General features: G+C 63.3%; 18 protein-coding genes. 9 read left to right on the top strand and 9 right to left on the bottom strand.

From position 1 onward, the window contains the following. Window positions 1-57: 57 nt before the first annotated feature. The 5 genes from relA to ACF8FB_RS13105 form a co-directional block, all read right to left on the bottom strand. Window positions 58-2,298 (bottom strand): GTP diphosphokinase, encoded by a 2,241-nt coding sequence (gene relA / locus ACF8FB_RS13125; protein WP_010952715.1) that lies wholly within the window; start codon window positions 2,296-2,298, stop codon window positions 58-60. Between the two features lie 96 nt (window positions 2,299-2,394). Then, the gene (gene rlmD / locus ACF8FB_RS13120) at window positions 2,395-3,753 is read right to left on the bottom strand and encodes a 23S rRNA (uracil(1939)-C(5))-methyltransferase RlmD (RefSeq protein ID WP_010952714.1); all 1,359 of its coding nucleotides are present in this window, start codon (window positions 3,751-3,753) and stop codon (window positions 2,395-2,397) included. Beyond that, on the bottom strand, window positions 3,754-4,653 hold the full coding sequence (gene cysM / locus ACF8FB_RS13115) for a cysteine synthase CysM (protein ID WP_392511442.1): 900 nt from the start codon (window positions 4,651-4,653) through the stop codon (window positions 3,754-3,756). Window positions 4,654-4,747: 94 nt separating this feature from the next. Beyond that, window positions 4,748-6,187, bottom strand: coding sequence for a sensor histidine kinase (locus ACF8FB_RS13110; RefSeq protein ID WP_198747601.1), 1,440 nt, complete (start codon window positions 6,185-6,187; stop codon window positions 4,748-4,750). A 3-nt stretch (window positions 6,188-6,190) separates the two neighbouring features. Next, window positions 6,191-6,910, bottom strand: a complete 720-nt coding sequence (locus ACF8FB_RS13105) for a response regulator transcription factor (protein ID WP_049588153.1) — start codon at window positions 6,908-6,910, stop codon at window positions 6,191-6,193. 193 nt (window positions 6,911-7,103) lie between these two features. Between ACF8FB_RS13105 and ACF8FB_RS13100 the strand changes: the two genes are divergently transcribed. The 4 genes from ACF8FB_RS13100 to ACF8FB_RS13085 all read left to right on the top strand — a co-directional run bounded on the left by ACF8FB_RS13100 (window position 7,104) and on the right by ACF8FB_RS13085 (window position 11,793). Continuing rightward, a complete protein-coding gene (locus ACF8FB_RS13100) occupies window positions 7,104-9,857 on the top strand; it encodes a response regulator (RefSeq protein WP_010952710.1) in 2,754 nt (917 codons plus the stop codon). Window positions 9,858-9,933: 76 nt separating this feature from the next. Then, window positions 9,934-10,923, top strand: coding sequence for a 2-hydroxyacid dehydrogenase (locus ACF8FB_RS13095; protein WP_392509125.1), 990 nt, complete (start codon window positions 9,934-9,936; stop codon window positions 10,921-10,923). A gap of 31 nt (window positions 10,924-10,954) precedes the next feature. Further along, the gene (locus tag ACF8FB_RS13090) at window positions 10,955-11,392 is read left to right on the top strand and encodes a hypothetical protein (protein WP_010952708.1); all 438 of its coding nucleotides are present in this window, start codon (window positions 10,955-10,957) and stop codon (window positions 11,390-11,392) included. Further along, window positions 11,389-11,793 (top strand): META domain-containing protein, encoded by a 405-nt coding sequence (locus tag ACF8FB_RS13085; protein WP_014592116.1) that lies wholly within the window; start codon window positions 11,389-11,391, stop codon window positions 11,791-11,793. The genes ACF8FB_RS13090 and ACF8FB_RS13085 overlap by 4 nt, the downstream gene beginning before the upstream one ends. Window positions 11,794-11,828: 35 nt before the next feature. Here ACF8FB_RS13085 and ACF8FB_RS13080 read toward each other — a convergent pair whose 3' ends face one another. Continuing rightward, entirely contained in the window at window positions 11,829-12,293 is a 465-nt protein-coding gene (locus ACF8FB_RS13080) for a peroxiredoxin family protein (RefSeq protein WP_010952706.1), read from the bottom strand. An 85-nt stretch (window positions 12,294-12,378) separates the two neighbouring features. Between ACF8FB_RS13080 and arsC the strand changes: the two genes are divergently transcribed. Genes arsC through ACF8FB_RS13065 form a run of 3 tightly spaced genes read left to right on the top strand, consistent with a single transcriptional unit; the run spans window position 12,379 to window position 13,740 of the window. Next, a complete protein-coding gene (gene arsC / locus ACF8FB_RS13075) occupies window positions 12,379-12,732 on the top strand; it encodes an arsenate reductase (glutaredoxin) (protein WP_014592117.1) in 354 nt (117 codons plus the stop codon). Beyond that, window positions 12,729-13,334 carry an NAD(P)H:quinone oxidoreductase gene (gene wrbA / locus ACF8FB_RS13070; RefSeq protein WP_003252400.1) on the top strand — a complete coding sequence of 202 codons (606 nt, stop codon included), beginning with the start codon at window positions 12,729-12,731 and terminating at the stop codon, window positions 13,332-13,334. The genes arsC and wrbA overlap by 4 nt, the downstream gene beginning before the upstream one ends. Next, on the top strand, window positions 13,327-13,740 hold the full coding sequence (locus tag ACF8FB_RS13065) for a DUF2069 domain-containing protein (protein ID WP_010952704.1): 414 nt from the start codon (window positions 13,327-13,329) through the stop codon (window positions 13,738-13,740). Before wrbA ends, ACF8FB_RS13065 begins: the two co-directional genes overlap by 8 nt. Window positions 13,741-13,843: 103 nt before the next feature. On the opposite strand, the gene ACF8FB_RS13060 is transcribed toward ACF8FB_RS13065, so the two are convergent. Then, window positions 13,844-14,515: a DNA-3-methyladenine glycosylase I gene (locus tag ACF8FB_RS13060; RefSeq protein ID WP_010952703.1), complete on the bottom strand. Its 672-nt coding sequence runs from the start codon at window positions 14,513-14,515 to the stop codon at window positions 13,844-13,846. A gap of 4 nt (window positions 14,516-14,519) precedes the next feature. Next, entirely contained in the window at window positions 14,520-15,344 is an 825-nt protein-coding gene (ttcA, locus tag ACF8FB_RS13055; protein WP_012053468.1) for a tRNA 2-thiocytidine(32) synthetase TtcA, read from the bottom strand. A 263-nt stretch (window positions 15,345-15,607) separates the two neighbouring features. Here ttcA and ACF8FB_RS13050 point away from each other — a divergent pair, with 263 nt between their 5' ends. Both ACF8FB_RS13050 and ACF8FB_RS13045 read left to right on the top strand, forming a co-directional pair. Next, window positions 15,608-16,207 carry a Yip1 family protein gene (locus ACF8FB_RS13050; protein WP_003252385.1) on the top strand — a complete coding sequence of 200 codons (600 nt, stop codon included), beginning with the start codon at window positions 15,608-15,610 and terminating at the stop codon, window positions 16,205-16,207. A gap of 131 nt (window positions 16,208-16,338) precedes the next feature. Then, window positions 16,339-16,833 (top strand): SprT family zinc-dependent metalloprotease, encoded by a 495-nt coding sequence (locus tag ACF8FB_RS13045; RefSeq protein ID WP_014861659.1) that lies wholly within the window; start codon window positions 16,339-16,341, stop codon window positions 16,831-16,833. 142 nt (window positions 16,834-16,975) lie between these two features. Here the strand turns inward: ACF8FB_RS13045 and fpr are convergent, their stop codons facing one another. Continuing rightward, the gene (gene fpr / locus ACF8FB_RS13040; protein ID WP_003252381.1) at window positions 16,976-17,755 is read right to left on the bottom strand and encodes a ferredoxin-NADP reductase; all 780 of its coding nucleotides are present in this window, start codon (window positions 17,753-17,755) and stop codon (window positions 16,976-16,978) included. Window positions 17,756-17,807: the final 52 nt, after the last annotated feature.

The raw sequence follows: 17,807 nt of genomic DNA, 5'->3' as shown, positions 1-17,807 counted from the left end.
TCAAACCTGCATCCATCCTGTAGGAGCGGGTTTACCCGCGAAGCAGACGCCCCGGTCTCAAGGGGTACGATTACGCCGCGTCTCGATGATGTTCGGCAACTGCGAGATCCGCCCCAGCAGGCGCCCCAGCGCGTCCAGGCCTGGAATCTCGATGGTCAGCGACATCAGCGCGGTGTTGTCTTCCTTGTTCGAACGGGTGTTCACCGCCAGCACGTTGATCTTCTCGTTCAGCAGCACCTGCGACACATCGCGCAGCAGGCCCGGGCGGTCGTAGGCGCGGATGACGATGTCGACCGGGTAGGTCTGCACCGGGATCGGCCCCCAGCTCACCTGGATCATGCGCTCTGGCTCTTTGCCCGCCAGCTGCAGTACCGAGGCGCAGTCCTGGCGATGAATGCTCACGCCCCGGCCCTGGGTGATGTAACCGACAATGGCATCGCCCGGTAGCGGCTGGCAGCAGCCGGCCATCTGTGTCAGCAGGTTGCCGACACCCTGGATCTGAATGTCGCCACGCTTGCCGGTACGCGGCCCGGTAGGCTTGCGCGGCACCAACTCGATCTGCTCGATACGCTCAGGCTCCAGCAACTGCTGGGCAGCGTTGACCAGATGAGCCAGGCGCAGGTCGCCAGCACCGAGCGAGGCAAACATGTCCTCGGCGGTCTTGACGTTGGTCTTCTCGGCCAGGCGCTCGAAATCAACCTGCGGCAGGCCCAGACGACTGAGCTCGCGCTCAAGCAAGGTCTTGCCGGCAGCAACGTTCTGGTCGCGGGCCTGCAATTTGAACCAGTGGACGATCTTGGCCCGCGCCCGCGAGGTGGTGACGTAGCCCAGGTTGGAGTTCAACCAGTCACGGCTGGGGTTGCCGTGCTTGCTGGTGATGATCTCCACCTGCTCGCCAGTCTGCAGGCTGTAGTTCAGCGGCACGATACGGCCGTTGATCTTCGCGCCGCGGCAGTTGTGGCCGATCTCGGTGTGCACGCGGTAGGCAAAGTCCAGTGGCGTGGCGCCTTTGGGCAGGTCGATGGCGTGGCCGTCGGGGGTGAACACATAAACCCGGTCAGGCTCGATGTCGACCCGCAACTGCTCGGCCAGGCCACCGATGTCGCCCAGCTCTTCGTGCCACTCCAGCACCTGACGCAACCAGGAAATCTTTTCTTCGTAGTGGTTGGAGCTGGGCTTGACGTCGGTGCCCTTGTAGCGCCAGTGGGCGCATACGCCAAGTTCGGCCTCTTCGTGCATGCCGTGGGTACGGATCTGCACCTCCAGCACCTTGCCCTCGGGGCCGATTACCGCAGTGTGCAACGAGCGGTAGCCGTTCTCCTTGGGGTTGGCGATGTAGTCGTCGAACTCCTTGGGAATATGCCGCCACAAGGTGTGCACGATGCCCAGCGCGGTGTAGCAGTCGCGGATTTCCGGCACCAGCACGCGCACCGCACGCACGTCGTAGATCTGGCTGAACTCCAGGCCTTTGCGCTGCATCTTGCGCCAGATCGAATAGATATGTTTCGCCCGGCCGCTGATGTCGGCCTTCACGCCAGTGGCGAGCAACTCGTTCTGCAGCTGGTTCATCACGTCGCTGATGAAGCGCTCGCGGTCCAGCCGCCGCTCATGCAACAGCTTGGCGATCTGCTTGTACTGGTCGGGCTCCAGGTAGCGGAAGGACAGGTCTTCCAGCTCCCACTTGATGTGACCGATACCCAGGCGGTGCGCGAGCGGCGCGTAGATGTCGAACACTTCACGCGCGACACGCAGGCGTTTCTCGTCATCGGCGGACTTGACCGCCCGGATTGCGCACGTGCGTTCGGCCAGCTTGATCAGCGCCACGCGCACGTCGTCGACCATGGCCACCAGCATCTTGCGCAGGTTCTCTACCTGCGCCTGCGAGCCCAGCACCAGCGACTGTCGTGGGCTGAGGCTGGCACTGATGGCGGCCATGCGCAGCACACCGTCGATCAGCTTGGACACCACCGGGCCAAACCGCTGGCTGACCTCGGCGAGGGTGACCTTGCCCTCGCGCACCGAGCGGTAGATGACCGCAGCCACCAGGGAGTCCTGGTCGAGCTTGAGGTCAGCCAGAATTTCGGCGATTTCCAGGCCTGCCTGGAAGCTGGACGTACCATCCGCCCAGGAATGCTTGGCCGGGTTGCCCTTTTTCTCTACCTCAAGAGCAAACTCGCAGGCTTCTTTCAGCGCTGCGCGATCCAGTGCCGAATCGACGCTTACCACATGGTCCAACCATGCTTCGAGATTGATACTGCCGTCAGTGTTGACCGGCTGGTGCACTCTCACCTGTACCATCTTTGTTTTACCTTTCCATGCAGCACACCATACGAGTGTGCTGGCGATCACCGTGCGGCCGCCCTTCCGTGGCAACCGCACCAAGGGGCCAGTCAGCTAGCCCGCTTCGAATAACGCCATGGCCTCGACATGCGCCGTCTGAGGAAACATGTCGAGAATCCCGGCCCTTTTTAACCGGTACCCCTGGCCGACCAGCACTTGGGCGTCTCTCGCCAGCGTGGCCGGGTTGCACGATACGTAGACCAGCCTTCTGGCCTTGAGGCGGGCGATGCCTTGCACCACCTCGAAAGCACCGTCGCGCGGTGGATCCAAGAGTACCGCAGAAAAGCCCTCGGCGGCCCATCCGGTGCCTGCCAAAGGCTGCGATAAATCGGCCTGAAAAAACCGTGCGTTATGCACATTGTTGTTCCGGGCATTGGCCGCGGCCCGATCGACCATGGCCTGTACACCTTCCACTGCCACCACCTCACGCGCCTGGCGGGCCAGCGGCAGGGCAAAGTTGCCCAGACCGCAGAACAAGTCCAGCACACGCTCGTCGGCTTGTGGAGCGAGCCAGGCCAAAGCCTGCTCGATCATCGCCGTATTGACCTGGGCATTCACCTGCACGAAATCGCCCGGGCGCCAGGCCAGCTCCAGCTGCCAGGGGGCCAGGGCAAAGCCCAACTGCGCCGCTGGGTCCACGGGCGCCGGCTCACCTTCGCCTTGCAGCCACAGCTGGGCGTTGGCCTGCTCGCAGAACGCTTGCAACCTGGCCTGGTCCTCAGCCGGCAATGGCGCGACGTGGCGCACCAGAACCGCCTCAGCGGTGCCACTGAAAAGCTCTACATGGCCCAGCGCCTGCGGCTTGCTCAACGAACGCAGCACCGTCGGCAAGTGGCGCAAAATGGACTGCAAGGGTTGTACCAGCACTGCGCAATCGTCGATGGCTATGATGTCCTGGCTGGCTTCGGCGCGGAAACCCACCTCCAGCTGACGCGCCTTGACGTCCCAGCGCACGGCGACACGGGCCCGGCGCCGGTAGCCGAATTCCGGCCCGCTCAGGGGGGCAGCCCACGCCTCGGGTTGCACGCCGGCCACCCGCTGCAACTGCTCGGCGAGTGTGCGCTGCTTCAGCGCCAGTTGCGCTTCGTGCGGCAGGTGCTGCAGGTTGCAGCCACCGCAGCGGTCGTAGTAGCGACACGGCGCCTCACGGCGCTCGGGCGCGGCCTGCAGCAACCGCTCCAGGCGGGCCTCGACCACTTTGCCACGGGCGTTGAGCACCCGCGCCTCCACGGCCTCACCGGCCAAGGCACCGCTGACGAACCAGGTACGCCCGTCGAGGAAGGCGATGCCACGGCCGTCACCGGCCAGGCGCTCGATGTCCAGGCGCTGCTTCTTGCCCACTGGGACCTGCGGGGTGCGATTGCCGCCGGCCGGCTGGAAGCGCAGGCCGCTGTTGCTTTTTTTCTTGGACATTTAGCGTGGATCAAACAGGCCAGTGGACAGATAACGGTCGCCGCGGTCGCAAATGATCGCAACCATGACCGCATTTTCCACTTCGCGGGACATGCGCAACATGGCCGCGACCGCACCACCAGAAGACACGCCGCAGAAAATGCCCTCTTCACGCGCAAGGCGACGGGTGGTGTCTTCGGCTTCCTGCTGCGACATGTCGACCACGCGGTCGACGCGGGTGGCGTCGAAGATTTTCGGCAGGTATTCCTCGGGCCAGCGGCGAATGCCGGGAATAGCCGAGCCTTCCATCGGTTGCAGGCCGATGATCTGCACCGCGGGGTTCTGTTCCTTGAGGTACTGCGAGCAGCCCATGATGGTACCGGTGGTCCCCATGGAGCTGACGAAATGGGTAATGGTGCCCTGGGTCTGCTGCCAGATCTCCGGGCCGGTGCTGTTGTAGTGGGCGATCGGGTTGTCGCCGTTGGCGAACTGGTCGAGCACCAGGCCACGGCCTTCGGCCTGCAGCTTCTCGGCCAGGTCACGGGCGCCTTCCATCCCCTCCTCCTTGGTCACCAGGATCAGCTCGGCGCCATAGGCCGTCATGGCGGCCTTGCGCTCGGCGGTGGAGTTGTCGGGCATGATCAGGATCATCTTGTAGCCCTTGATCGCCGCCGCCATCGCCAGGGCGATGCCCGTGTTGCCGGAGGTGGCTTCGATCAGGGTATCGCCTGGCTTGATCTGGCCCCGCAATTCGGCGCGAGCGATCATCGACAGGGCCGGGCGGTCTTTCACCGAGCCGGCAGGATTGTTACCTTCGAGCTTGAGCAGGAGGGTATTGCTGGTTTCGCCAGCGATGCGCTGCAGGCGAACCAGTGGCGTATTGCCGACGCAATCGGCGATGGTTGGGTACTGCAAGGTCATGGCGTATTTCGCAATCCGGACGGCGGGGGTGCCTATCATACCGGCAAACCCTTCGCGGCCATATCACGCAATCTGTAGTGCATATAGCTACAAGCTATAACGGTGTGACATGTGCTGGCTTCTTCGCGGGTGAACCCGCTCCTACAGGGGATTCGCAAGCCTGTAGGAGCGGGTTTACCCGCGAAGAGGCCGGCACATGCAACGGCAACCTCATCCACAAGCGCAACCCGCGTTTGCCATTCTGCGCCCACAAGGTGCCGCCCTGGCGCTGGATGGCACTGCGGGCGATGCTCAGCCCCAGGCCGAAGCCACCATCCCCGGGCCGCGAACCGTCCAACCGCGAAAACGGCGCGAAGATCCGTTCCAGGTCTTCTTCAGCCACCCCGCCACCCTCATCCTCAAGCCACAACCACCAATAGCTGCCCTCACGCTGCCCACCCAACCGCACCACACCCTCGGCCGGCGAGTGGCGAATGGCATTGCGCAAGATGTTCTCCAGCGCCTGAGCCAGGTGGTTGAGGTTGCCCTGCACCCAGCAGTCGGCCGGTACTTCGCAGCGCAGTTGCGCAGGCGACCAGCCGCTCTCGTAGCTGGCATTTTCGGCCAGCAACTCCCACAAGGCGTGGACCTCGATCGGCTCAAGGTTCATCGGCGCACGCTCGGCGTCCTGCCAGGCCAGTTGCAGGGTGTCTTCAACCAATTGCTGCATGCAGTCCACTTCACGGATCAGGCGATCACGCAGACGCTGCAGGTCGGTTTCACCATCGCAGGCCACCCGCAGCCGGCTCAGCGGCGTGCGCATTTCGTGGGACAGGTCGCGCAGCAACTGCTGCTGCATAGCCACCGTGCCTTGCAGCCGCTCGGCCATCTGGTCAAAGGCACGCGCCAGTTCGCCCAATTCGTCATGCCGGGCGATGGTGCGCGAGTCCAGGCGGGCCGACAGCTGATCGGCCCGCCAGGCATTGGCCTGCTCGCGAAGTTGGTTCAGCGGCACGATCAGCATGCGGTACAGGCCTACACACAACAGCAAGGTGAACAGCCCCGGAATGATGCCGTTGGTGACAATGCGCCACAGCAAGCGGTGCTGGCCCGGATTGAAGCGCTGCGGCAGTTCGATCACCAGCATGCCCTGCTCCGGCGCCCCCGGGAACGGTATGCGCACCCACGGCTGGTCGACACTGCGCCGACTCATCGGCCAATCGACACCGCGCAGGCGCGTCAGACGCTGCATGATCTGTGGGTTGAGTGTGGCGCTGTCGAGCGGGCGCAGGTTGATGTCGAGCACCCCGACCCAGCCCCGTTCGCGCTGATGCATGGCCGCCACCCACTGGTCCAGCCCTGCCCGCCCGCCACTGCGCCAGGCCTGTTCAGCTTCGGCGGCATAACCCCGCAAGGTCTGGCGTGCCGGCTCCGAGAGGAAGGCATTCTGGGTTTCCATGTGCCGGCCCCAGGTATAACTGAGGCCGATCATCAGCAGGCAGAAGCCCACCAGCAAGATGGCCAGCTTCCAGAACAGCGAATGGCGGTCGAGCATGGTTCACTCCGCCTCGCTGGCACTGAGCACGTAACCCTTGCCCCACACGGTGCGGATCTGCCGTTCGTGATAACCGATGCCCTTGAGCTTGCGACGGATCTGGCTGACGTGCATGTCCAGGCTACGGTCATGCCGTGAATAGCCGCGCTGCAACACGTGCTGGTACAGGAATGGCTTGCTGAGGACTTCGTCGAGGTTGCGGTTGAGGATGTCCAGCAGGCGGTATTCGCTGGGGGTCAGGCCTGCCAGGCGGCTATTCAGGCGCACGTCGCACAGCCTTTCATCGAACTGCAGCTCGCCGCAGCCGGCTTGCTCCAGCGGGCCCTGATGCCGCCGCTCCAGTGCCACGCGGCGCAGAATCGCCTCGATGCGCACCTGCAACTCGGCCATGCTGAATGGCTTGGGCAGGTAATCGTCGGCGCCGCGCTGAAAGCCGCTGATACGATCCGCCTCGGCCCCCAGCGCCGACATCATGATCACCGGTGTGGTGCTGTGCCTGCGCAACTGCGCCAAGGCGTCCAGCCCATCAAGCCCGGGCAGCAGGATGTCCATCAGCACCACATCGAAAGCCTGGCGGCCAGCCGTTTCCAGGCCCTCCAGGCCATTGCGGCACCAGGTGACCTGGCAGCCGCCACGCTGCAGCTCTTCCTGCAGATAGGCACCAAGCACCGGGTCGTCCTCGATGGCAAGGATGTTGGTGTTGTAAATAGATACAGGATTCATTGGCAACTGCCATGCATTCTCAATTGTGTGATTATTGAGCATTCGCCACCTGCCAGGCAACCGCACTGCGACCAATGCCTCGGCAACGGCGCATAACACGTACTAAAGAGATGCAATGGTGCGGCAGGCGGAGTAACTTCGCGGCTTGGCCGTTACCACTTGACGGCATCCAGGCACATCAGAGGAGGCGAGTGTGCTCGATCGCTTGGGAATCCGCAGCCGGGTACTGCTGCTGGCACTGCTACCGGCCGGCTTGATGGCCCTGGTGCTGGGTAGCTATTTCACCTGGCTGCAACAGAACGACCTGCGCACCCAGCTGCTGCAGCGCGGCAAGATGATCGCCGAACAACTGGCGCCCCTGGCCGCACCCGCCATGGCCCGGCTCGCGCCTGCGCAACTGGAGAGAATTGCCGCACAAACCCTGGAGCAGGCCGATGTGCGCGCAGTGGCGTTTCTGGCCCCGGACCGCACGCGCCTGGCCCACGCCGGCCCGAGCATGCTCAATCTGCCGCCCAGCGGCGGTACCGGCACCCAACTCCTGCAGCGCAGTGGCAACGACGCCACCCGCTACCTGATGCCAGTTTTCGGCCACCACCGCGACCTGGCCACCGACGCCGTGCCGGCCGAAGCCGAGCGCCTGCTGGGCTGGGTAGAGATCGAGCTGTCGCACGACGGCACGCTGCTGCGCGGCTACCGCAACCTGTTCACCAGCCTGTTGCTGATCCTCGCCTGCCTGGCACTCAGCGGCCTGTTGGCGCTGCGCATGAGCCGCACCATCAACGACCCCATCGAACGCATCAAGCACGCGGTCAATCAGCTCAAGGACGGCCACCTCGAAGAACGCCTGCCGACCATGGGCAGCCATGAGCTGGACGAACTGGCCCACGGCATCAACCGCATGGCCGAAACCCTGCAGAATGCCCACGAAGAACTGCAACACAGCATCGACCAGGCCACCGAAGACGTGCGCCAGAACCTGGAAACCATCGAAATCCAGAACATCGAGCTGGACATGGCGCGCAAAGAGGCACTTGAGGCCAGCCGCATCAAGTCGGAGTTCCTGGCCAACATGAGCCACGAAATCCGCACCCCGCTCAATGGCATCCTCGGCTTTACCCACCTGCTGCAAAAAAGCGAGATGACACCGCGCCAGCTCGACTACCTGAACACCATCGAGAAGTCTGCTGACAACTTGCTGGGAATCATCAACGAGATCCTCGATTTCTCCAAGATCGAGGCCGGCAAGCTGGTGCTCGACAGCATACCGTTCAACCTGCGGGACCTGATCCAGGACACCCTGACCATCCTCGCTCCGGCCGCCCACGCCAAGCAGCTGGAATTGCTGAGCCTGATCTACCGCGACACACCTGCTTCGCTGGTAGGCGACCCGTTGCGGCTCAAGCAGATCCTCACCAACCTGGTCAGCAACGCCATCAAGTTCACCCGCGAAGGCACCATCGTCGTGCGCGCCATGCTGGAAGACGAGCACGAAGACTGCGCGCAGTTGCGCATCAGCGTGCAGGACACCGGCATCGGCCTGTCACCTCAGGATGTGCGCACACTGTTCCAGGCCTTCAGCCAGGCTGACAACTCACTGGCCCGCCAGCCCGGCGGCACCGGTCTGGGGCTGGTGATTTCCAAGCGCCTGATCGAACAGATGGGCGGCGAGATCGGTGTCGACAGTACCCCGGGCGAAGGTTCGCAGTTCTGGATCAGCCTCAACCTGCCCAAGGCTCATGACGATGCCGAAGCGCTGCCACCGCAGCCATTGCTGGGCCGCCGTGCCGCCATTGTCGATGGCCACGAACTGGCGCGCCAGGCACTGGAGCACCAGCTGGAAGACTGCGGCCTCAGCGTGAGCCTGTTCGCCTCCTACGACCAGTTGCTGCAGGGGGTGCAGGCCGCCAGCCAGGCCGGCCTGCCCTTCGAGTTCGCGGTGCTCGGTGCCAACCTGGGTAACCTGTCGCCCGAGCAACTGGGCCATTATCATCAGCAGCTCGAGCGTTACCACTGCCAATGCGTAGTGCTGTGCCCGACCACCGAGCAGGCGCTGTACCACCCGTACCTGCCCAACGGCCATGGCCAGTTGCTGTCCAAGCCGACCTGCACCCGCAAGCTGCGGCGCCTCTTGCTGGAGCTGGTGCAACCTCGCCGTCCGCTGGCCGAGGGGAGCAACCCCAACGGCCAGCGACGACCGAAAATACTCTGCGTCGACGACAATGCCGCCAACCTGCTGCTGGTAAAAACCCTGCTCGAAGACTTGGGTGCCGAGGTACTGGCCGTCAACAATGGTTATGCGGCGGTACAGGCCGTGCAGGAAGAGTTGTTCGACCTGGTGCTGATGGATGTGCAGATGCCCGGCATGGACGGCCGCGCCTGTACCGAACAGATCCGCCTGTGGGAGAACACCCAGAGCGGCAACCCGCTGCCGATCGTCGCCCTCACTGCCCATGCCATGGCCAACGAAAAACGCGCGTTGTTGCACAGCGGCATGGACGACTACCTGACCAAACCGATCAGCGAACGGCAACTGGCCCAGGTGGTGATGAAGTGGACCGGCCTGAGCCTGGGCACACCGCAGCAGGCGCAGGCCGAGCTGCTGACCAACGGCGACGAACTGAAGGTACTCGACCCCGAAGAGGGCCTGCGCCTGGCCGCTGGCAAGGCAGATCTGGCGGCTGACATGCTTAGCATGCTGCTGGCCTCGCTGGATACGGACCGCGAAGCCATACGCGCCGCCCGCGCAGCCGATGACCGCAATGGCCTGATCGAGCAGGTACACCGTCTGAACGGTGCCTCACGCTATTGCGGCGTGCCGCAGTTACGGGCAGCGTGTCAACGCAGCGAGACCTTGCTGAAGCAGGACAATCCCCAGGCGCAGCAGGCCCTGGATGAACTGGACAGCGCGATCAGCCGGCTGGCGGCACAGGCCAGATTGAGCGCTTGAGGGGATCTGGGCCACGCTGGGCATGCCTTGACAGGCAGTGACCCACCCAAGACATGCATTGCAAAGGAGTTCGACCATGCGCGCCCTGTTGTTCAGCAGCCAGCACTACGATCAGGAAAGCTTCACCAAGGCTGCCGGCGGCACCGCCCTGGAGCTGCATTTCCAGCCCGCCCGCCTGACCCTCGACACCGCCGCCCTGGCAGATGGCTTTGAGGTGGTCTGCGCCTTCATCAATGACGAACTCGACGCGCCGGTGCTGCAGCGCCTGGCCGCCGCTGGCACGCGGTTGATCGCCCTGCGCTCGGCCGGCTACAACCACGTCGACCTGGCCGCCGCCCAGCGCTTGGGGCTGGCCGTGGTGCGGGTGCCGGCCTACTCGCCACACGCCGTTGCCGAGCATGCCGTGGCGCTCATCCTGGCACTCAACCGGCGTCTGCATCGGGCCTACAACCGCACCCGCGAAGGTGACTTCACCCTGCACGGGCTGACCGGCTTCGACCTGCACGGGAAAACCGTCGGGGTGGTCGGTACCGGCCAGATCGGGGCCGCCTTCGCTCGCATCATGGCCGGTTTCGGCTGCCAGCTGCTGGCTTACGACCCCTACCCCAACCCAGAGCTGCTGGCCCTTGGCGCCCGCTACCTGCCCCTGCCCGAGCTATTGCGCGAAGCCCGCATCATCAGCCTGCACTGCCCACTGACCGAGCACACTCGCCACCTGATCAACGCGCAAAGCCTGGCCCAGTTGCAGCCCGGCGCCATGCTGATCAACACCGGTCGCGGTGCGCTGGTCGACACCCCGGCGCTGATCGACGCACTGAAAAGCGGCCAGCTTGGCTACCTGGGCCTGGACGTCTACGAAGAAGAAGCCCAACTGTTCTTCGAGGACCGCTCCGACCTGCCCTTGCAAGACGATGTGCTGGCTCGGCTGCTGACCTTCCCCAACGTGATCATCACCGCCCACCAGGCTTTCCTCACCCGCGAGGCGCTGGATGCCATTGCCGCGACCACACTGGACAACATCAACCGCTGGGCGGCAGGCAATCCACAGAACCTGGTGATGGGTTAATGCTAGGATACGCGGCATTTCTGGAGGACCCATGGTCGAACACGATTTTCGCTACACCCTTTTCAACCCGCAACACACCCTGATCGAGTGCCGCGCTTTGGTGCCGGGCCGCTATCAGGTCACGGGCAACGGCGGTTCGATGCAAAAAGGCGACAGCCTGCTGGTCACGCTCAAGGGCAGCAAGGATTTGTCCATGCGCCTGACCGTGGAAAGCGTGCGCCACCTGATCAACCCACGCGGCCAGTGGGTGGCCGTGGCGAACGGCCCGGTATTCAACGAGCTGGAAATCCTCACCTGGCAGGTCGAGTGCGATCGCTGCGATGCGGTGCTGGGCTTCGAGTTCGCAGTAGACGCCAAGCTCGGCAAGGCAGCTCGTCAGCCGGCTGCCAGCGCCCGTATCGCAGAGCTGGGCTGGGCCAGCCGTGGCGAAAAACACCTGTGTCCGCGTTGCCAGGAGAGCGCCGAGTGAAGAATCTGCTGACCGGCGTGCTGATTGCAACCGGCCTGCTCGGCTGCGCCACTGAACCTTCCAGGCTGCAGCAGGAACGCAGCTACGTGCTGGAGTGGATTGGCGAACGACCACTGATCGACTACAGCCACCTGACCTTGACCCTGGCCAGCGACGGCCGTGCCTATGGCAACGGCGGCTGCAACCACTGGTTTGCGCCTTACACGCTCGATGGCGAACACCTGAGCTTCGGCAAGGTCGGCAAGACCCGCAAGCTGTGCGCACCCGCGCTGATGGAACAGGAAAAGCGCTTCCTGCAGGCGCTGGAAACGGTAGAGCGTTGGGATGTGTCACCGGTGGGGCAGATGCGCTTCTGGCCAGCCGAAGGCAAGCCGCTGCGCTTCTGGCCCGAGGAAGGCTGAGGATTGCCGGGGCCGCGAAAGCGGCCCCGAATGCATCAGGCGCCTTTCAGGGCCTTGATCTTGGCCTGCAACCCTTCCAGAGTCTGCTCGCCCATCAACTGCTCACGCACCTTGCCCTTGTCGTCGATGATGTAGGTCACCGGCAACGCCTCGCTGCGCGGCAGGTCATAGCGCTCGGCCGGGTCCTGGGCAAGCACGGTGAAACCGATACCCAGGGTTTCGGCAGCCTGCTTCAGGTCCTGCCCCTGCAGGCCATCGAAGTTCACCCCCACCACCTTGACGCCATCAGCCGCCCATTGCTTGGCCGCCGCGTTCAGTTCCGGGATTTCGGTACGGCACGGTCCGCACCATTCAGCCCAATAGTTGAGCACCAGCCAGTGCCCTTCGATCTGTTCGGCCTTAACCGTATTACCGTGTTGGTCCACGCCGTAATCGGCACCGCAACCACCGAGCAACAGGCTCGCGGTGATGGCCAGTACTGCTGCCAGACGCCTTGCCATGGGTCAATCCTTCTCGAGTTTTAAAGCAAATTGGTCAGTCGCTGCGGTTAGAATAGCCGCCACACCCAGCTGGATGCGACCCGACATGACTGACCTCACGCTCTATCATAACCCGCGCTGCTCGAAATCCCGCGGCGCCCTGGAACTGCTCGAAGCCCGCGGCCTGGCCCCGACCATCGTGCGCTACCTGGAAACCCCGCCCGACGCGGACACCCTCAAGGCCCTGCTCGGCAAGCTGGGCATCGCCCCGCGTCAGTTGCTGCGCAGCGGCGAGGACGAATATAAAGCGCTGAACCTGGCCGACCCGGCACTGACCGACGCGCAACTGATCGAGGCCATGGCCCAGCACCCCAAACTGATCGAACGGCCGATCCTGGTTGCCGGCGACAAGGCCGTGGTCGGTCGCCCGCCGGAAAAGGTGCTGGAGATCCTGCCGTGAGCGCGCCCTACATCCTGGTGCTGTATTACAGCCGCCATGGCGCGACCAGCGAAATGGCCCGGCACATCGCCCGCGGTATCGAGCTGGCCGGCATGGAGGCGCGTCTGCGCACGGTGCCGGCTATTTCCACCGAATGCGAAGCGGTGGCCCCGGATATTCCGGCCAGTGGCGCGCTGTACGCCACCCTTGATGACCTGCGCCACTGCGCTGGCCTGGTACTGGGCAGCCCGACCCGCTTCGGCAACATGGCAGCGCCACTCAAGTACTTCCTGGACGGCACCAGCAGCCTTTGGCTCGGCGGTGAGCTGGTCGGCAAACCGGCTGGCGTGTTCACCTCCACCGCCAGCCTGCACGGCGGCCAGGAAACCACCCTGCTGTCGATGATGCTGCCGCTGATGCACCACGGCATGCTGGTGATGGGCCTGCCCTACAGCGAGTCGGCACTGCTCGAGACCCGTGGTGGCGGCACGCCTTATGGCGCCAGCCACCACGCAGGCGCCGATGGCAAGCGCGAACTCGACCCACACGAAATCGCCCTGTGCCGCGCCCTGGGCCAACGCCTGGCGACCACGGCCAAGGCCCTGGAGGCGGCGCGTGGCTAGAAAGCCCAAGGCATTGCCGCCGGTCCAATGGCTGGTACCACGCCTGCGCCTGACGCGGGCATTGAGCCTGGCATGCTTCTTCGGCCTGATCGCCCTGCTGGTGGTGAACAACCTGTGGTTCGCCAACCTGCATGGGGCCAGGGTCGAGGTGATCCTGGCGATCGAGCTGGTGCCGTTGCTGTTGCTGTTGCCAGGCATGCTGAAAGGCAGCGCCCGGGCGCATGCCTGGACCTGCTTCGTGGTGAATATCTATTTCATCAAGGGCGTGCTGGCGGCGTTCGACCCGGCGCGGGCGGTATTCGGCTGGCTTGAAGTGCTGGTGAGCCTGGGGCTGTTCATTGCCGGGCTACTGTACGTGCGCTGGAAGTTCCAGCATGAGCGGCGCATGGCGGGCGAAGGCAGTTAGATTTTTCGCGGGCACGCCCGCTCCCACAGGTACTGCACAGGCCTTAAGTGCGGTGCGATTACTGTGGGAGCGGGCATGCCCGCGAATGGGAGCAACACAAGGCTCAATGGTTGACGGTGTGCGCCAGCATCACCGACAACTGGCACAGCGGCCGCCCGCTCTCTGCATGCCACTGGTTGAACGCCTGCTGCACCAGAGCCAGATCGCGCTGGCTGGTTGGCTGCTTGTCGATCACCTTCTGCGCAATCAACGCCGCTGCCATGTCATCGGTCGGGATGAACGTGTCCTTGCCGACCATGCGCAAGAACCGTGGCGCCGACAACCCGCCCAACTGGTTGCCGTGCTTGGCCAGGTACTTCCACAAGCCGACAATGTCGGTCACTGGCCAATCGGCGATGAATGCACCAAAACTGCCATGCGCCTTGGCGATATCCAGCACCATTTGCGCATTGCGTGGCACGCTCTTGAGCTTGCCCAGGTGGCGGATAATGCGCTCATCCTGCATCAACCGCTCCAGATGCTCGGCGCCCATCAGCACCACTTTCTCTGGGTCGAAGCCAAAGAACACCTGCTCGAACGCCGGCCACTTGGCATCCACCAGGCTGTGCTTGAGCCCCGCGCGGAACACGCGCAGGGCCAATGTCGACAGGTAGCGGTCGTCACTGATGTCGCGCAGTTGCGCCGGCGTGCGCGGCTGCGGCAGGAAAGCCTCCAGCGCCTGGGCCGAACCAAAGCGGTTCAGGCAATACTCATGCAACCACTGGTAATCACGCATGGGCTCAGATGTTCAGCACGTCGAGGAAACGCGGGGTAGCGTTTTCGTCGATCTTCAGGCTGGTGAAGTCAAACAGGTTCCGGTCGGCCAACTGCGACGGTGCCACGTTCTGCAGGGCACGGAAGATGCTCTCGGTACGGCCCGGGTGCTTGCGTTCCCACTCCACCAGCATATCCTTGACCACCTGGCGCTGCAGGTTTTCCTGCGAGCCGCACAGGTTGCACGGGATGATCGGGAATGCCTTCATGTCCGAGTAGGCCTGGATGTCCTTCTCGCTGCAGTAGGCCAGCGGGCGGATCACCACGTTGCGGCCATCGTCGGCTCGCAGCTTCGGCGGCATGCCCTTGAGCGCGCCGTTGAAGAACATGTTGAGGAAGAAGGTTTCGACGATGTCGTCGCGGTGATGCCCCAGCGCCATCTTGGTGGCGCCGATTTCGTCGGCGAAGGTGTACAGGGTACCGCGGCGCAGGCGCGAACACAGCGAGCAAGTCGTCTTGCCTTCGGGTACCAGCTCCTTTACCACCGAGTAGGTATCCTTCTCGACGATGTGGTACTCGACCCCCAGCTCCTTGAGGTAGGCCGGCAGTACGTGCTCAGGGAAGCCCGGCTGTTTCTGGTCCATGTTCACCGCAACGATCTCGAACGTGATCGGTGCCACCTTCTGCAGGTGCAACAGAACGTCGAGCATGGTGTAGCTGTCCTTGCCGCCGGACAGGCAGACCATGACCTTGTCGCCATCCTCGATCATGTTGTAGTCGGTGATGGCTTCGCCAGCGAGACGACGCAGGCGTTTTTGCAGTTTGTTCTGGTTGACCGAGAGGGTGCCCATAGCGCTTGGATCCGCGAGGTGTGACAAAAGCCGGCTATTTTACGCACAAACGCGACGCCGCTGTAGGCATTCCGATAAAGACTTCATTGTAATCAACAGCACGGCTTACAGCGCAATTTGCTCTAAAAAGCGCGGTTTATGTAGGTAACGGCTTCCTATACTGCGACATAAGGCCACATTACCGCTTGCATCGGTGTTAGGGCCTCGGGCCGCTTACGCTCCATATTGGGGGGCGTTTGGCAACATTGAGAGGAGTGATCGGCATGATTCATCACGTTGTGGGGCTGTTTACCCATCCCGATCAGGAATGGCGGGAGATTCGTGGCGAAGAAGAAACCATCAGCCACATGTACCTGACACACACCCTGATCCTCGCGGCGATTCCGGCCGTTTCGGCGTTTATCGGCACTACCCAGGTGGGCTGGGTGATCGGTGACCGACCAGCAGTGATGCTGACCATGGAAAGCGCAATCTGGATGAGCATCATGTCCTACCTGGCCATGCTCGCCGGGGTGGCGGTAATGGGCGCGTTCATCCACTGGATGGCCCGCACCTACGATGCCAACCCGTCCATGGCGCAATGCATCGCTTTTGCCACTTACACCGCCACCCCCTTGTTCATCGGCGGCCTGGCGGCGCTTTACCCGCACCTGTGGCTGGGCATGCTGATCGGCACTGCCGCCATCTGCTACACGGTGTACCTGCTGTATGTCGGCTTGCCGACGTTCATGAACATACCGTCGGATGAAGGCTTCCTGTTCTCCAGCTCGGTGCTGGCAGTGGGCTTGGTAGTACTGGTGGCAATCATGGCCGCTACCGTGATTATCTGGGGACTGGGCGTGGGGCCCGTCTACACCAACTAGAACAGACCGAACCAACACTGGGGCATCAACCAGGGGCCGCCGCAAGGCGGCCTCTGGCTGTGCGCTGACCGGTGACTCGGCAAGCCACCTGCGCTTGCGGCATAATGCCTGGTCAGGAGAACCGCCCCGCCATGCCCGAGCAGCTCAAACAACGCGTCGAAACCTGTTACCAGCAAGCCGAAGCCTTTTTCAAACGCCGCTTCCCGCGCCCCGAAGTCAGCTTCAAACTGCGCGGGCAAAAAGCCGGCGTCGCCCACCTGCACGAGAATCTGCTGCGCTTCAACCTGCAGCTCTATCGCGAAAACCAGGAAGACTTCCTGCGCCAGACCGTTGCCCATGAAGTGGCACACCTGGTTGCCCACCAACTGTTTGGCGACCGCATCCAGGCCCATGGTGAAGAGTGGCAGCTGATCATGCGCGGGGTGTATGAACTGCCGCCCAATCGTTGCCACAACTATGACGTGCAACGGCGCGCAGTGACCCGCTACATCTACCGCTGCCCGTGCCCGCAAAGCGACTTCCCGTTTACCGCGCAGCGGCACAAGCTGGTGCACCAAGGGCGGCGATACCTGTGCAAGCGGTGCCGGGAAGTCCTGGTGTACAGCGGCGAGACGCGGATCGAATAGATCGGGGATCGTACAATTCCCGAGACGTGCGCTGCCCCGCGTAGGAGCGGGTTTACCCGCGAAAGGGCCGGAACAGGCAATGCACAAATCCCAGGCATAAGAAAGGCGACCCGAAAGTCGCCTTCCTCTACCCGCCTGCGCCTTACTTCTCGACGAAGGCACGCTCGATCAGGTAGTCACCCGGCTCGCGCATGCGCGGGGAGATCTTCAGGCCGAAGCTGTCCAGCACTTCGCTGGTCTCGTCGAGCATGCTCGGGCTGCCGCAGATCATCGCGCGGTCGTCTTGCGGGTTGATCGGCGGCAGGCCGATGTCGCTGAACAGCTTGCCGCTGCGCATCAGGTCGGTCAGACGGCCCTGGTTTTCGAACGGCTCGCGGGTCACGGTCGGGTAGTAGATCAGCTTGTCGCGAACCGACTCACCGAAGAACTCGTTCTGCGGCAGGTGCTCGGTGATGAACTCGCGGTAGGCCACTTCGTTCACATAGCGCACGCCGTGCACCAGGATCACTTTTTCAAAGCGCTCGTAGGTTTCCGGGTCCTGGATGACGCTCATGAACGGCGCCAGGCCAGTGCCGGTGCTCAGCAGGTACAGGTGCTTGCCAGGATTCAGGTCGTCGAGCACCAGGGTGCCGGTAGGCTTCTTGCTGATGATGATCTCATCGCCTTCCTTCAGGTGCTGCAGCTGCGAGGTCAGCGGGCCGTCCGGCACCTTGATGCTGAAGAATTCAAGGTGCTCTTCCCAGTTTGGCGAAGCGATGGAGTAGGCACGCATGAGCGGACGGCCGTTGTCCTGCTGCAGGCCGATCATCACGAACTGACCGTTCTCGAAGCGCAGGCCCGGGTCGCGGGTGCACTTGAAGCTGAACAGGGTGTCGTTCCAGTGGTGCACACTGAGGACACGTTCGTGGTTCATGTTGCTCATCGATGGGGCTCCTGAAGAAAAACGCGCGCGCAAAGCGCACAGTTGCGCAATA

Origin of the sequence: Pseudomonas sp. yb_2 (assembly GCF_043103905.1) — a bacterium.
In the GTDB taxonomy this organism is placed as follows: Bacteria; Pseudomonadota; Gammaproteobacteria; order Pseudomonadales; family Pseudomonadaceae; genus Aquipseudomonas; species Aquipseudomonas alloputida.
The sequence above is the reverse complement of the archived record's forward strand: the minus strand, read 5'-3'. Positions and strand labels throughout refer to the sequence as shown.